Origin of the sequence: Paucibacter sp. PLA-PC-4, from assembly GCF_026241155.1 — a bacterium.
Lineage (GTDB): Bacteria > Pseudomonadota > Gammaproteobacteria > Burkholderiales > Burkholderiaceae_C > Roseateles_E.
On record NZ_JAPFGP010000012.1, the window covers coordinates 66,999 to 82,038 of the forward strand.

The window sequence follows — 15,040 nt, forward strand, 5'->3', positions numbered from 1 at the left end:
GAAACTAGTGATGCCTTTCGGCATCAGAAGGTTTCCCAATCGCTGTCATTGCCCTGCGGCTTAGGTGCCGACTTCGGGGCGGCACTTGGAGCCGCCGGGCGACGGGCGTCGGCCTTGGCGGCTGGTTTGGGCGCTACGGGCTTGGCGGCCACCGGCCGGTGCGAGGCCGCGGCCGCGGGCTTTGGCACAGCAGCCGCCTGGTGGACCGGTGCCGCATCGTTGTTGGAGAGCCTGAACACCGACACCACCTCGGTCAGCTTGTGGGCCTGGTCCTTCAGGCTTTCGGCCGCCGCCGCCGACTCTTCGACCAGGGCTGCGTTCTGCTGGGTCATCTGGTCCAGGTGTACGACGGCATCGTTGACCAGGGCGATACCGCCGCTCTGCTCTGTCGAGGCGGCAGTGATCTCGCCGATGATGTCGGTGACGCGCTGCACGCTGGAGACGATGTCGTTCATCGAGCTGCCGGCTTCCTGCACCAGGCGGCTGCCGGCCTCGACGCTGTCGACGCTGGCACCGATCAGTCCCTTGATCTCCTTGGCCGCATCGGCGCTGCGTTGGGCCAGGCTGCGCACCTCCGAGGCCACGACCGCGAAGCCGCGGCCCTGCTCGCCCGCACGGGCCGCCTCGACCGCCGCGTTCAGCGCCAGGATATTGGTCTGGAAGGCGATGCCATCGATCACGCCGATGATGTCGCTGATCTTCTTTGAGCTGGTGGTGATGGCGTCCATTGTCGAGACCACCTGGCCGACCACGGTGCCGCCTTTGGCCGCGGCCGATGAGGCCGAGGAGGCCAGCTGGTTGGCGGTCAGCGCGGCATCGGCGGTCTGGCGCACCGTGGCGGTCAGCTCTTCCATCGACGAGGCGGCCTGCTCCAGATTGGCCGCCGTCTGCTCGGTGCGCTGTGACAGGTCTTGCGCGCCCACCGCAATCTCGCTGGAAGCGGTGGTGATGGAGTTGCTGGCGGCACGCACGTCGAGCAGGATGTGCTGAATCTTCTCGGCAAAAGTGTTGAAGGAGCCGGCGATGCGGGCGATCTCGTCCTTGCCGGCCACCGGCAGGCGCTGGGTCAGGTCGCCGCCGCCGGCGCTGATTTCGTCGAGCGCGGCGCGCACCTTGTCCAGCCCGCCCAGCATAGCGGTCACCAGACCTGCTACCAGCAGGCCGGCCAGCACCATCACGACGACCAACGCGATCACCGAGGTGTTCACCAGTGAGCTCAACGAGGCCAGAGCTTCGCCCTTGTCGGCGGCAGTGACCAGCACCCAGTCGGTCTCGGCAATCGGTGCGGCACGCATCAGCACGGTCTGATCGCCGACCGTAGCCTCTACCCAGCCGCTACCGGACTTGAAGCTCTCTTCCAACGCCTTGACATCGAACTGCGGGCTGAGTTCGGTGCTGGGCTTCATCGCCAGCGCGGTATTCGGATGAGCCAAGATTTTGCCTTGACGGGTGATCAGGAAGGCCCAGCCAGCGGGCGTAGGCTTGATCGATTTGATGGTCTCGACGACGCCGTCTAGAAACACATCGGTGGCCACCACGGCGACATTGCTTGCGCCCTCCTTGACGCCCAGTGCGAACGTCACGACCAGACGCTTGGTGGCGGCATCGGCATAGGGCTCGGTGATGATGGCGGCGCTAGCCCCAGCCGCCTGCTGATACCAGGGCCTCGAGGTCGGGTCGTAGCCCGGGGGCAGGTCTTGCTTGGTCGAAAATTCGATGCGCTTGTCTGCATGGGCGACATAGGCGGTGTCGAGCCGGCCGGACTTCGCTGCCTGCAAAAGCATCGGCACCGGCTCGGTGGCCTTCGCCACTGGCATCAGGGCCGAGACGATGTCCCGCTGGCTGCGCACCCATTGGGCGATTGCGCCGCCGTGGGCCGCCGCCAGCGCATCCAGGCTGGTGTTGACCTGGGCATGGGTGTGCTTGCGCACGATCAGGTAGTCGGCGACGGTGACGATGCTCAGAGTCACCACCACCACGCCGACGCACAGGCTGATCAGCTTGGTCTTGATCGAATCAAACATTGTTGCGCTCCTCGAAAAACAAAAGGGGGCCGGGCCCTGCGGCCCGATCCCCCCTCGATTCGTTTGCCGGTGATCTGCTTCTGTGAGCACGTCCGGCGGCATCTCTGATCGACTTAGAACGTCTCCCAATCACCGTCATCCTTGGCCGCCTTGGGCGGGCTCAGGGCAGCAGCAGGCTTGCTGGATTGCGCCGCTTTGGCCAGTACTGTCTGCGCGACCTGCTTGGAGCCGGGGTTGGCCGGGCTGCTCTTGGCGGGGGCGGGCCTAACTGCGACCGTGCCCACCTTCGTCGCGGGTGAGGGGGCGGGCTTCTTGGGCACAGGCGCGGCGGCGGACTGGCCCGCAGCGACCCGGAATACCGCGACCGCCTCGACCAGGCGATGTGCCTGCTCCTTGAGGCTCTCGGCGGCGGCGGCGGACTGCTCGACCAGCGCGGCGTTCTGCTGCGTCATCTGGTCAAGCTGTACAACCGACTGGTTCACGTTGCCGATGCCGTCGCTTTGCTCGGCCGAAGCTGCGGTAATCTCGCCGATGATGTCGGATACCCGGGCCACGCTGGAGACGATGTCCTGCATCGAACTACCTGCTTCTTGCACCAGGCGGCTGCCGACCTCGACCCGGTCGACGCTGGCGCCGATCAGCCCCTTGATCTCCTTGGCCGCCGCCGCCGAGCGCTGGGCTAGCGAACGAACCTCGGCGGCCACAACCGCAAAGCCGCGACCCTGCTCGCCGGCACGCGCGGCTTCGACGGCGGCGTTCAATGCGAGGATATTGGTCTGGAACGCGATGCCGTCGATCACGCCGATGATGTCGTTGATCTTCTTCGAACTGGTGTTGATCTCGTCCATCGTCGCGACCACCTGGCTGACCACATCTCCGCCTTTGGCTGCGGCGCTGGAGGCCGTCGACACCAACTGGTTGGCGGTGCGGGCCGAGTCGGCAGTCTGCTTGACGGTGCCGGTCAGCTCCACCATCGAAGAGGCGGTAATCTGCAGGTTCGATGCGGTCTGCTCGGTGCGCTGGCTCAGGTCCTGGTTGCCGGTGGCGATCTCGGCGCTGGCCGTACCGATCGAGTCGACAGAATTGCGCACCGTCCCAATGATGTCGGCCAAGCGCTGGCGCATGCTCTCGGTATCGCGCATGAGCGCGCCGATCTCGTCCTGGCGGTCGCTACGCACCGGCACGCTCAGATCCCCCTGGGCAATGGCGCGCACCCCCTCGCTGAGCGAGGCCAGCGGCTTGGCGACCCAGTTGCGCATCATCCAGAACAGGCCGAAGCCCAGCGCCACCGTCGCGCCACCCAGCATCAGCCAGAAGGGCACCAGCGTGGCCCAGTGTGAGGCCATCGCCTCGCCGCGCGAGACCTGGGCGACCACCCACAGCCCGGCCTTGTCGTTCTTGCGCACGATTGCGAAGTTGTCGCTGTGACCATTGCCCAGCACATCAGGCGAATCGCCCAGAAAGCCGTCCTCACCGACCTCACCGAGCTGCTTGATCAGCTCGGGTGCAACCTCGCTGACCAGCTTGCCCTTGGCCGTCGGGTGCGAGGCGAAGCGGGCCTGGGCCGGGTCCTTGCCGACACTGACCATATAGGTGCCGCCGCTGTCAAAGAACTTGGCATCGTTGGCCATCTTGCTCATCGCGGCCTCGAAGGCATCGAGGTCGAAACCGATGAAGAGCAGGCCGACCTGTTTGCCGGCATCGTTCTTGACCGGCTCGTAGTAGGTCATATAGGCGCGGCCGAACAGATTGGCGCGACCCGCATAGGGCTTGCCGGCGACCAGTGTGGCGTAGGCCGGGTGCTGCTTGCCCAGCAGTGTGCCCATTGCGCGCTCGCCCTTGTCGTTCTTCAGCGAGGTGGTGATGCGTAGAAAATCGTCGCCTTTGGCGGCGAACACCGTGGCGACGCCGCCACTGGTGGAAGCGAACTTGTCGACCTGGGTGAAGTTGTTGTTCAGGGTCGGGCCCCAGTCGCGGAGCTCGCCGGTGGCTTCGTCCAAGGTGAAGCTGGGACCGAACTCCTGGCGGAAGGTGCCGAAGCTGCGCTCAACCAAGGTGCGCGATGTGTCGTCCATCGCGTGCATCGCGTCGACCAGCGACTGAGTCTTGTCGCCGGCCCAGCTGACCACTCGTTCGTGAGCAACCTTGGTCAGCATCACGCTGACGATTCCGCTGGTGGCCAGCAGGATCACGGAGAGGGATACGACGCCAACCAGAGAAACGCGGCGTGCGATCGAAGTAATTCCGGTAGCCATATGGGGCAACTCCTTGGACCCAGAGTCCGTCCCTGTCAAAAGAAAGCCCGCTACGTTGGCGGGCCTGGATGCTGTCAGCCGATCACGGAGTCCATCAGACCCATATCGGCGCTGCTCATCAGCCCTTCGATGTCCATCAGAATCAGCATGCGGTCGTTGACCGCGCCGATGCCAGTGATGAAGCTGGTATCGACCGCGCTGGCATTGAGTTCGGGAGCAGGCCGGATGGCGTCGCGGTTGAGTTCCAGTACATCGGACACTGAGTCCACCACCGCACCGACCACGCGGTTGCGCACATTCAGCACGATTACCACGGTAAAGCTGTTGTACTCGGCGGTGGGGCAGCCCAGCTTCAAGCGCAGATCGACAATGGGCACGATGACGCCGCGCAGATTGACCACGCCCTTGATGAAGTCGGGAGCGTTGGCGATGCGGGTGGGCGGCTCGTACGAGCGAATCTCCTGCACCTTCAGGATGTCGATGCCGTATTCCTCGCCGCCGAGGCGGAAGGTCAGGTATTCACCGCTGGCCGGGCCATGGGCTTTGACGGCCAAATTGCCGGCGGATTCACGGCGGACCAACTGGGTCGTTTCGCTGATGGTTTCCATGGCTTACCTCGTTGTAGTGTGAGCTTGATGATCAAAAGGTGGGCGAGCGATGCCAGCGGGCATCAGAAGGTTTCCCAGTCGCCATCGGCTGCGGCCATGGCGGGCTTGGCGGGCTTGGCGCTGGGCGCAGCCGATGGTTTCGCAGGCGGGCGCGGCGCGGCGCGCAACGCTGGCGCCGGATTCGCGACGGCGGCAGTCCGGGCTGGCGCCGCCGGTGCGGGCTTGCTGGGGCTGAACGCCTTGACCGGCGTGGCCGCTGGCGCCAGCATCGCGCTGGTCTGCTTGCTGATGCGGAACTTGTCGACCGCCAGGGCCAGGCGTTCGGCCTGGTCCTTCAGGCTCTCGGCCGCAGCGGCGGACTCTTCCACCAGCGCGGCGTTTTGCTGCGTCATCTGGTCGAGCTGCACCACCGACTGGTTGACCTGACCGATGCCATCGCTCTGCTCGGCCGAGGCGGCGGTGATCTCGCCGATGATGTCGGAGACGCGCTGCACGCTGGAGACGATGTCGCTCATCGAGCTGCCGGCCTCCTGCACCAGGCGGGCACCGGTCTCGACGCGCTCGACGCTGGCACCAATCAGGGTCTTGATCTCGCGTGCGGCCTCTGCGCTGCGCTGGGCTAGCGAGCGAACCTCGCCGGCCACGACCGCGAAGCCGCGGCCCTGCTCGCCAGCGCGTGCCGCTTCGACGGCCGCATTCAAGGCCAGAATATTGGTTTGGAACGCGATGCCATCGATCACGCCGATGATGTCGCTGATCTTCTTCGAGCTGGTGTTGATCTCGTCCATCGTCGAGACCACCTGGTTGACCACCTGGCCGCCCTTGGCGGCGGCGTTCGACGCCGAGGACACTAACTGGTTGGCGGTGCGGGCCGAATCGGCGGTCTGCTTGACGGTGCCGGTCAGCTGCACCATCGAGGAGGCAGCCTGCTGAAGATTGGAGGCTGTTTGCTCGGTGCGGCCCGACAGATCCTGGTTGCCGGTCGCGATCTCGACCGAGGCGGTGCGGATGCTGTCGGCCGATGTGCGCAGCTGACCCACCAGGTTCTGCAACGAGGCCTGCATATTCTGCAGCGAGCGCATCAGATGCGAAGCTTCGTCCTGGCCTTCGACCACGGCGGCGCTGCTGGTCAGGTCCCCCTTGGCGATAGCTTCGGCCAGCAATTCAGCCTCGGCCAGTGGCTTGCAGATGCTCTGCATGTTCAAGAGGGTCAAGGGCACCACGACGGCGGCGGCCAGGGCCAGCACGACGATGAAGGCTGTCAAGACTTGGCGTTGGGTTGCCTCGGCACGCTGCTGGGTATCGGCGGCTTCCTGCTGCAGCGCGGCGCGCAACTCGTCGATCTGCTTCTCGGCCAAGGTCACATCGTCCTTGGCACGGCCCAGTAGCTTGTCGGCCACGGCCGCGTTGTCATAGCCGCCAGCTTCCAGCTGGGTCAGCACCGGCTGGGCCTTGGTTGCGTAGGCGTCCAACAGGGTCAGCACCTTGGCCATGCTGGCCTTGTCGCCGGCGCTTTCTCCACTGCGCATGGCCTTGGCGATCTCGGCGATGGCCTTGCGCGAGTCGTCCCACTTGGCGCGCATCGCCTTGACGGTCTCGGGCTTCTCGTAGTTGATGATCATGTCCTTCTCGAAGCGCCGCATCTCCCCCATGGCGTGAACCAGGCGGGTGACTTGGTTGGCTTCGCCGACGGACACTTCGGCGAACTGCTTGGTCTGGTCGCGCATCGAGTTCATGCCCAGCAGACCGACACTGCCCACAGCCAGCAGCAGCACCAGCACCATGGCGATCGCGCCAATCATGCGGGTGCGTATGCTGAAGCGGCGGAGCATTGCACTCATACTCATTCGGATACCCCTGTAGATTCGACTTCAGTGACGCGAGCGCCTGACAAGGCTGCCCACATCGAGAATCAGCGCGACGCGGCCGTCGCCCATGATGGTGGCGCCCGAGACATCGGGCACCTTGCGGTAATTGGCTTCCAGGTTCTTCACGACCACCTGCTGTTGGCCTAGCAACTCGTCCACCAACATGGCCACGCGGCCCCCTTCGGCTTCCACCACCACCATGATGGAGCTGACATGCTCGAAATCGAAACGTGGAACATTGAAAACCTGCTCCAATTCCACGACTGGCATGTATTCGTCGCGCACCTCGACCACGCGGCCCGAGCCGCCGACGGTCTTGATGGTGTCGGCTTGAACCTGGAAGGACTCGACCACCGAAGCCAGCGGCAGGATGTAGACCTCGTCGCCGACGCCCACGCTCATGCCGTCCATGATGGCCAGGGTCAGTGGCAGACGCACCGAGACCTTCATGCCATAGCCTTCGGCCGAGTCGATCTCGACTGTGCCGCCCAGCTGGGTGATATTGCGCTTGACCACGTCCATGCCGACGCCGCGTCCCGAGACATCGGTGACCTGGTCGGCGGTGGAAAAGCCGGGCGCAAAGATCAGGCCCCAGACCTCGGCGTCGCTCATCGAGTCGGGTGCATCGATGCCTTTTTCACGGGCTTTCTTGATCAGCTTGTCGCGGTTCAGGCCGCGGCCATCGTCGCGCACCTCGATCACGATGGAGCCGCCCTGGTGCGACGCTACCAGGGTGATCGTGCCCTGCTCGGACTTGCCCTTGGCGACTCGCTCGGCCGGCAGCTCGATGCCGTGGTCACAGCTGTTGCGCACCAGATGGGTCAGCGGATCGGTGATCTTTTCGACCAGGCCCTTATCCAGCTCGGTGGCTTCGCCCTGCGTGACCAGTTCGACCTTCTTGCCCAGTTTGGCGGCCAGGTCGCGCAGCATGCGCGGGAAGCGGTTAAACACCCCCGACATCGGAATCATGCGGATCGACATCACCGATTCCTGCAGATCCCGGGTGTTGCGCTCCAGATCGGCCAGGCCGGAGGCCAACTGCTGATAAAGAGCCGGGTCCAGCTGGCTGCTGTTCTGCGCAAGCATGGCTTGGGTGATGACCAGCTCGCCGACCAGATTGATCAGCTGGTCGACCTTCTCGACAGAGACGCGCAGCGTCGACTGGTCCATGCCGCCGGCTGGCGGCCGGGCCTCGGTCTTGGCGACCGGCTTGGCCACCACGGCCTTTGGAGCCTCGGCGGGCAACTGAGCCTGAGCTTCGAGTTCGGTGCCGGTCTTGCCGCTGGGCAGGCCCGGTGCATCGTCGAAGAAGCCGTAGCCGGGGTCCTTGTCGGGCACTTCGGCCGGTGGCGCGCCTGGCGCGCCCTCATGGAAACCGAAGCCGGGACCCAGCGGCAGCAGCTTGACTTGCTCGCGGGCCACATGGAAGGTGAACAGATCCAGCAGATCGTTGTCGGTGCTGCCGGTCAGGATCTTGTAGCGGCGCATGCCGTCGGAGGACACGCCGCCGTCCAGCGGCTCTATCGTGCCCAGATCGGTGATTTCCTTGAACAGATCGACCAGGTTGTCGGCCAGGCTCAGGTCGGACAGCGGTCCGACCTGCAGCTCCAATTCGCGTGCGGTTGGCTTGGCCGGCGGTGCTGCTGCTGGCTTGGGCGCCGGTGCAGGCGCGGCGGTCTGCGCCGACGGAGCCGCCGTAACCTCCTTGCCTTCGACCAGCGCGCGGATGCTCGTCAGCAGATCGGTGGTGTCCACCGCATCGGCGCCGGAGCCCTGGTGGCGGCCCAGCTGTGCGCGCAGCGCATCGCCGGACTGCAGCAGGATGTCGACCATCGCTGCATTCGGTGCCAGCTCGTGACGGCGCAGCTTGTCCAGCAGCGTCTCCATCTGGTGGGTCAGCTCGGCCACGTCGCCGAAGCCGAAGGTAGCCGCACCACCCTTGATCGAGTGCGCGCAGCGAAAGATCGCGTTCAGCTCTTCATCGTCTGCCGTCTCGATATTCAGGTTCAGCAGCAGCTGTTCCATATTGTCGAGGTTCTCTCCGGCTTCCTCGAAGAAGACCTGGTAGAACTGACTTAGATCAATGCCGGCACTCAGGCTTGCGCCTTCGGAAGTCATTTCTCCCATGCTTTACTCCTTGTTGTGGCGCCAGGCCTCAGCGAATCACTTTGCCGATCACCTCGATCAGCTTGGCCGGGTCAAAAGGCTTGACCAGCCAGCCTGTGGCGCCGGCGGCACGGCCGGCCTGCTTCATCTGGTCGCTGGACTCGGTGGTCAGGATCAGGATGGGTGTGGTTTTGAACTTGGGGTTGTCGCGCAGTTTCTTGGTCAGGCTGATGCCGTCCATGCGCGGCATGTTTTGATCGGTCAGCACCAGATCGAAATCGCGCGAGCTGGACTTTTCCCAGGCATCCTGGCCATCGACCGCCTCAACCACATTGAAACCTGCGTTCTTGAGGGTGAAGGAGACCATCTGGCGCATCGAGGCCGAATCGTCCACAGCAAGAATTGAATGCATCGCTTTCTCTCCGGATAACAAGCTGATATCGGTTGAACTTGAGAACTCTTTAGAACAGTTCGATGGAACCTGCGTCCATCTCGTCCTGAGTCACGGGATTTGGTCGCAGAGGCGCGATCTCGACGACCGCCTCGCCGTCTTCATCGTCGCCAAAGGTGTCGCGTGCCAGCTGGTCGGCGCAGTTGCGCAGGCGCTGGCTGGTATGGGCGATCAGCTGAGTGGCCATGTCCTGGAACTGCAGCGCCGTGATAGCCCCGGCAATGTCTTCCATCACATGGTGCAGCGCGCCGCTGTCGGCGCCGGGGTTTCCAGCGGCCTGGCGCAAGAGGGTCTGGACCTGGCTGGAGGCACTGTAGAAATGGCCAGACAATGCCTCGCCGGCATCGTCGAGCAGTCGCTGCAGTCGCTCCAGATCGTTGGTCACCGTCATCAGGTGGTCCTGCAGTTCTGCGGCGGCCAGCAAAGGGAGCATGCCCGGCTCTTCTTCAGGGGTGGAGTTTTCGTTCATCGGCTTCGTCGCTCCATGCTTGTTATGTGCTGGCCTGGCTCAGACGACCGGATGGTCCGGCCATATCCGAGATCTTCGGCATTTCTTGTGGGCATGTCGACAGGACAATCGACCCGAACTGGGCCTATTTCTTGGAATCGACCCGAATCCAACAAACCTGATGCGGGTTAACGCCGAATTGTGGGCTGGGCCGCGCTGGTGCTGATAGATAGCGGCAGGGCTGCCGTGAGTTGTTGCACATTCTTGGCATACTCCCGCCCCATGACTGTTTCTAGCGCCGAGCGCCGCCTGCGTGTACTCCATGTTGAGGATTCGGAACTCGATCACCAACTGATCGTGGCTCAGTTGCGCCGCGCCGGCCTGGACCTGGACGTGCATCGGGTCGATACCCTGGCCGAGGTTGCGCAGGCGCTGACCGAGGCCTGGGATGCCATCGTGTCTGACTACAACCTGCCCGGTTTCTCCGGGCTGGTGGTGCTGGACATGCTCAAAGAGAGCAAGCGGCTGATTCCTTTCGTGCTGGTTTCCGGCGAGATCGGCGAGGACACGGCCGTGGCGGCAATGCGCACCGGTGCCTCCGACTACCTGTTGAAGAACAATCTGGCGCGGCTGGCACCAGCCCTGCTGCATGCCATCGAGGCCAATGACATGCAGTGCGCCCGGCTGGAGGCCGACCGCGAGCTGCGCAAGAGCAAGCAGCGCCTGCACGAGCTGGCCGGCCATCTGCAGACCAGTGTCGAGATGGAGCGCGCGGCGATCGCGCGCGAGATCCACGACGATGTCGGGGGTTCGCTGACGGCGCTGAAGTTTGACCTCGCCTGGATCGCCCGACATGCGCAAGACGTGGCGGTGCGCCAGCGCGTGCAGTCGGCGCTGGAGACGGTCAGCTATGCGATCGAGGCCAGCCAGCGCATCATGCACAACCTGCGACCGGCGATCCTGGAGCAGGGGCTGGTCGCTGCGGTGCAATGGATGAGTATGCGTTTCGAGCGGCGCACCGGCATTACAACGAGCATGCGCACCAGCCATGAGCAGATCCAACTGCCGGCCGGTGTGCCGTTGGTGGCCTACCGAACCGCGCAGGAGGCCTTGACCAATGTCAGCAAGCATGCGAACGCCAGCCGGGTCGATATCGAGCTGAGCGTCGACTCGGGCGTGCTGACCTTGGAGGTCAGCGACAATGGGCAAGGCGTGGCGCCGGGCGATCTTGCCAAGGCGCGATCATTCGGCATCCGTGGTCTGCATGAACGGGCCGCAACCGTTGGGGGATGGGTCGATTTGAGCAGCAATAGCAGAGGGACCAGCCTGATCCTGTCGGTGCCGCTCGAAGCACCCGACGACAGCCTGGCCGAAGATGAAGCCGGCCGCGCCGCCACCCACGATCCCTCGGCATGGGGCTGCGCATGATCAAGGTGATTCTGTGTGACGACCATGCGCTGATACGCCGCGGCATCCGCGACACCCTGTCCGATGCGGCAGATATCGAGGTCATCGGCGAGGCCGGCGACTACGGCGAGTTGCGCACGCTGATGAGACAGCCCGACAAGGACTGCGACGTGTTGGTGCTGGACATCAATATGCCGGGTCGCAGCGGCCTGGATGTGCTGCATGTGCTGAAGGACGAGGGCAACCCGGTGCGGGTGCTGATCGTCTCGATGTATCCGGAAGACCAGTACGCGATCCGCGCGCTGAAAGCCGGCGCCTTCGGCTATGTCAACAAGGGTGGCGACCCTCAGCTGCTAGTGGCCGCGGTGCGCACCGTGGCCCAGGGCCGCAAGTATGTGACGCCCGAGATCGCCCAGATGCTGGTCGAGAGTCTGACCGCGCCGTCTACCGAGCAGGCCCACCAGAAGCTCTCCGACCGCGAGCTGCAGACCTTGGTGATGATCGCCTCGGGCAAGCGCCTGTCCGACATCGCCGAGGAGCTGACCCTGAGCCCCAAGACTGTCAGCGTCTACCGCGCCCGCGTGCTTGAAAAGCTGGCCCTGTCGAACAACTCCGAGCTGACGGTCTACGCGATCCGCAACGGCCTGGTCGAGAGCTGAGTCCCTAGTATTAGGGGGTGTTGGCGAATTCCTGCATCCGCTGGCGCTGTGCTGCGTACTGAGCATGCAGCGCCGGTTCGAGAGCCTCGCGCCGGTGTGTCTGCGCTTATGCACAGGAGTTCTTCCATGCAATTCTTCGCTCGCACCGGTGCCGCCTTGCTCGCCTTGAGCGCCGCCGCCGCCCAGGCCGTCACGCTGGTGGGCATCAATAGCCAGAACCAGCTCACCCGCTTTGATACCGCCAACATCGGCGCGGCTGTCAACATGGACATCAGCGGCCTGGATGCCGGGGATCGTTTCGTCGGAATCGACACGCGGCCCTCAGACGGCAAGATCTATGGTGTGACCTTGTCCAACCGTCTGTACACCTTGGACGAGATGACGGGTGCGACCAGTTTCGTTGCCAATCTGAGCAGTGCCGTTGTCCAGGGCAATCTCGCCTATGGCCTGGACTTCAACCCGGTGGCCGATGCGGGCACCGGCGCCTCGCTGCGGCTGATCAGCTCGGCCGGCGGCAATTTCGCGGTCAATGCGCTGACCGGCGCCGTCGGCAATGCCGCCAACACCGTGGCGCCGGGCTATACCGCCGTTGCCTATACCAATTCGATGCCAGGGCAGACCGGCGCGCCGGCCGGCGGCACCGCGCTGTACTACCTCGACAGTGCCAATGACACACTGGCGCTCGCCCCCTCGGCCTTCAACACGCCCACGATCATGACCGTCGGTTCGCTGGGGGTCGATGTGCTGCGGGCCAATGGCTTCGAGATTCTCGGCAACGGCCAGGCCTGGGCGGCGCTGAATGTTGATGCGGGCCCGGCGTTGACCACGGCGCTCTACAGCATCGATCTGAGCACTGGGCAGGCCAGCTTTGCCGGTGCCTACAACGGCACCTTGTCGGGCCTGACAGTCAGCGCGGTGCCCGAGCCGCAGACCTATGCGATGTTGATGCTGGGCCTACTGGCGATCGGCGTAGCGACGCGCAAGCGAGCGCGCGACTGAGCCAGCGCCACGGGCTGGCCGCCTTCAGCCGAAGGCGGCCAGCATGCGTTCCAGCGCCACCATAAAGGGCATCTGCATCAACGGCAGCGTGGCCAGCATGCCGACCAGACCGATGCTGACGGTCAGTGGGAAGCCAACCGCGAAGACTGTGATCTGTGGCGCGACGCGGGCGATCACGCCCAGCACCAGATTGACGAACATCAGCATCGTGATCAGCGGCAGCGCGATCCACAGGCCGATATGGAATATCTGCGCGCCCCAGACCTGGGGTTGGGCCACGCGCAGAAAACGGAAGGGCTCGTCGCCGACCGGGAATGCAGAAAAGCTCTGGATCAGCGCGTTGATCAGCAGCAGATGGCCGTTGATCGCGATGAACAGAAAAGCCACCATCGCGCCGAAGAAGCGCGCGCTGGCCGTGCCCTGGCTGCCGGTGGCGGGGTCGAAGAAGCCAGCGAAGTTCAAGCCCATCTGCAGCCCCACCAGCTCGCCGGCAAACTCCAGCGCCGCGAACACGACGCGCACCGCAAAGCCCAGTGACAGGCCGATCAGCAGCTGCTGCGCGATCAACATCAGCAGCAGCGGCGGCGAGTCTAGCGGCACCACCGGCATCTGTGGCAGCGAGGGCTGGGCCGCCAGCGAGATAAACAGGGCCAGACCCACGCGCACCCGCATCGGCACATTGCGCTGGCTGAAGATGGGCATGCCGGCAAACAGCGCCAGCGTGCGGATGAAGGGCCACAGCAGTGGCGTCAGCCACTGCAGCAGTTGCGCTTCGGTAAAGCTGAACATCAGCCGACGACTTGCGGGATGGTCTGCAGCGTGCGCTGAATGTACTCGACCAGGGTGGTTACCATCCAGGGGCCGGCCACGGCCATCACCAGCACGGCGGCGACGACCTTGGGCACAAAGCTCAGGGTCGCCTCATTGATCTGGGTGGCGGCCTGAAACACGCTGACCAACACGCCCACCGCCAGCACGGTCAGCAAAATGGGCGCGGCCACCAGCAGCAGCATGTAGAGGCCTTCTTGGCCGAAGGTGAAGACTTGTTGTGCATCCATCTCGTTGTGCTCCCGACGCTCAGGTCACGAATGAGGCCGCGAGCGAACCGAGCAGCAGGTTCCAGCCGTCGGCCAGCACGAACAGCATCAGCTTGAAGGGCAGGGCCACCAGCACCGGGCTCAGCATCATCATGCCCAGGCTCATCAACACGCTGGAGACGATCATGTCTATGACCAGAAAGGGAATGAAGATTAGAAAGGCGATCTGGAAGGCCGACTTCAGCTCGCTGGTCACAAAAGCCGGCACCAGTACCTTGAAGGGCACGTCCTCGGGCTTGATGTCGCCCTCCAGCTTGGCCAGGCGCGAGAACAGTGCCACATCGGCCTGGCGCGTCTGCTTGAGCATGAAGCCGCGCATCGGTACCTCGGCGCGCTGCAGGGCCACGTCGAAGCCGATGGTGCCGGCCGAGTAGGGCTGCCAGGCCTCGGCATAGACCTTGTCCAGCGTGGGACTCATCACAAAAAAGGTCAGGAATAGCGACAGGCCGACGATCACCTGATTGGGCGGCGCCGCCTGCGTGCCCAGGGCCTGGCGCATCAGCGAGAGCACGATGACAATCCGGGTGAAGCCGGTCATCATCAGCAGCACGGCCGGCAGGAAGCCCAAGGCGGTGAAGAAAAGCAGTGTCTGGATCGGCACCGAGTAGCTGCTGCCACCTGAACCCTGGCCGATGATCAGGGGCAGGGTGGCGGGCGCGCCACCGGTCTGGGCCAGCGCTGCGCTGGCTCCGGAGAGCACAAGCATCAGGGTCAGGCCTTGCTTGAGCAGGGAATATTGGCGGGAGTCAGGGCGCACGCTGGTCTCCGCTGCCATCTTTTTTGAGCCGCGCCATCAGCATCTGCGCGAACGGGGCTGCGGTGGCCGGACCTGCTGCGCCCTCGGGTTGCGGCGGCAGCACGTGCAGCGTGCTGATCTGCTGCGCGGTGACGCCCAGCACCAGCCAGCGGCGATCCTCGCCCTGGCCGACCTCGACCGTCACCAAACGTTGGCTCGGCGACAGCTGCAGCACCGCGACGGTACGCATCTGGCCATGGGTGCCAGCCGAGCCGCCCAGCGGCGTGCGCTTGAGCAGCCACAGCAGGGCCGGTATCAGCGCCAGGATGGCGAAGAACCAGAATATAGGCAGGAGGTTGTTGCTCATGCCGCTGATTGTGGG

14 protein-coding genes are annotated in these 15,040 nt (G+C 64.4%); 3 read left to right on the plus strand and 11 right to left on the minus strand.

Features of this window, described 5'->3' with window-relative positions; translation table 11 throughout:
• Positions 1-23 precede the first annotated feature (23 nt).
• The 7 genes from OOZ63_RS18400 to OOZ63_RS18435 form a co-directional block, all read right to left on the minus strand.
• Complete coding sequence (locus OOZ63_RS18400) at positions 24-2,024, minus strand: methyl-accepting chemotaxis protein (protein ID WP_266007061.1); 2,001 nt, start codon at positions 2,022-2,024, stop codon at positions 24-26.
• A 113-nt stretch (positions 2,025-2,137) separates the two neighbouring features.
• Positions 2,138-4,279 carry a methyl-accepting chemotaxis protein gene (locus OOZ63_RS29115; protein ID WP_323055766.1) on the minus strand — a complete coding sequence of 714 codons (2,142 nt, stop codon included), beginning with the start codon at positions 4,277-4,279 and terminating at the stop codon, positions 2,138-2,140.
• A gap of 74 nt (positions 4,280-4,353) precedes the next feature.
• Positions 4,354-4,887, minus strand: a complete 534-nt coding sequence (locus OOZ63_RS18415) for a chemotaxis protein CheW (protein WP_266007062.1) — start codon at positions 4,885-4,887, stop codon at positions 4,354-4,356.
• A gap of 62 nt (positions 4,888-4,949) precedes the next feature.
• Positions 4,950-6,734: a methyl-accepting chemotaxis protein gene (locus OOZ63_RS18420; protein WP_416234753.1), complete on the minus strand. Its 1,785-nt coding sequence runs from the start codon at positions 6,732-6,734 to the stop codon at positions 4,950-4,952.
• 24 nt (positions 6,735-6,758) lie between these two features.
• Complete coding sequence (locus tag OOZ63_RS18425) at positions 6,759-8,882, minus strand: chemotaxis protein CheA (RefSeq protein ID WP_266007064.1); 2,124 nt, start codon at positions 8,880-8,882, stop codon at positions 6,759-6,761.
• 28 nt (positions 8,883-8,910) lie between these two features.
• Positions 8,911-9,273, minus strand: coding sequence for a response regulator (locus OOZ63_RS18430; RefSeq protein WP_077038091.1), 363 nt, complete (start codon positions 9,271-9,273; stop codon positions 8,911-8,913).
• A gap of 49 nt (positions 9,274-9,322) precedes the next feature.
• Complete coding sequence (locus OOZ63_RS18435) at positions 9,323-9,781, minus strand: hypothetical protein (RefSeq protein WP_266007065.1); 459 nt, start codon at positions 9,779-9,781, stop codon at positions 9,323-9,325.
• Between the two features lie 261 nt (positions 9,782-10,042).
• Here OOZ63_RS18435 and OOZ63_RS18440 point away from each other — a divergent pair, with 261 nt between their 5' ends.
• From OOZ63_RS18440 to OOZ63_RS18450, 3 genes are all read left to right on the plus strand, one after another.
• A complete protein-coding gene (locus tag OOZ63_RS18440) occupies positions 10,043-11,188 on the plus strand; it encodes a response regulator (protein ID WP_266007066.1) in 1,146 nt (381 codons plus the stop codon).
• Positions 11,185-11,826: a response regulator transcription factor gene (locus OOZ63_RS18445; RefSeq protein WP_137943307.1), complete on the plus strand. Its 642-nt coding sequence runs from the start codon at positions 11,185-11,187 to the stop codon at positions 11,824-11,826. The genes OOZ63_RS18440 and OOZ63_RS18445 overlap by 4 nt, the downstream gene beginning before the upstream one ends.
• A gap of 126 nt (positions 11,827-11,952) precedes the next feature.
• Positions 11,953-12,825, plus strand: a complete 873-nt coding sequence (locus tag OOZ63_RS18450; protein WP_266007067.1) for a DUF4394 domain-containing protein — start codon at positions 11,953-11,955, stop codon at positions 12,823-12,825.
• Positions 12,826-12,849: 24 nt separating this feature from the next.
• On the opposite strand, the gene fliR is transcribed toward OOZ63_RS18450, so the two are convergent.
• The 4 genes from fliR to OOZ63_RS18470 are packed head-to-tail and all read right to left on the minus strand — an operon-like array spanning position 12,850 to position 15,025.
• Positions 12,850-13,614, minus strand: coding sequence for a flagellar biosynthetic protein FliR (gene fliR / locus OOZ63_RS18455; RefSeq protein ID WP_266007068.1), 765 nt, complete (start codon positions 13,612-13,614; stop codon positions 12,850-12,852).
• Positions 13,614-13,883 (minus strand): flagellar biosynthesis protein FliQ, encoded by a 270-nt coding sequence (gene fliQ, locus OOZ63_RS18460; protein ID WP_137943304.1) that lies wholly within the window; start codon positions 13,881-13,883, stop codon positions 13,614-13,616. The genes fliR and fliQ overlap by 1 nt, the downstream gene beginning before the upstream one ends.
• Positions 13,884-13,902: 19 nt before the next feature.
• The gene (gene fliP / locus OOZ63_RS18465; RefSeq protein WP_266007177.1) at positions 13,903-14,628 is read right to left on the minus strand and encodes a flagellar type III secretion system pore protein FliP; all 726 of its coding nucleotides are present in this window, start codon (positions 14,626-14,628) and stop codon (positions 13,903-13,905) included.
• Between the two features lie 40 nt (positions 14,629-14,668).
• The gene (locus OOZ63_RS18470; RefSeq protein ID WP_266007069.1) at positions 14,669-15,025 is read right to left on the minus strand and encodes a FliO/MopB family protein; all 357 of its coding nucleotides are present in this window, start codon (positions 15,023-15,025) and stop codon (positions 14,669-14,671) included.
• Positions 15,026-15,040 lie beyond the last annotated feature (15 nt).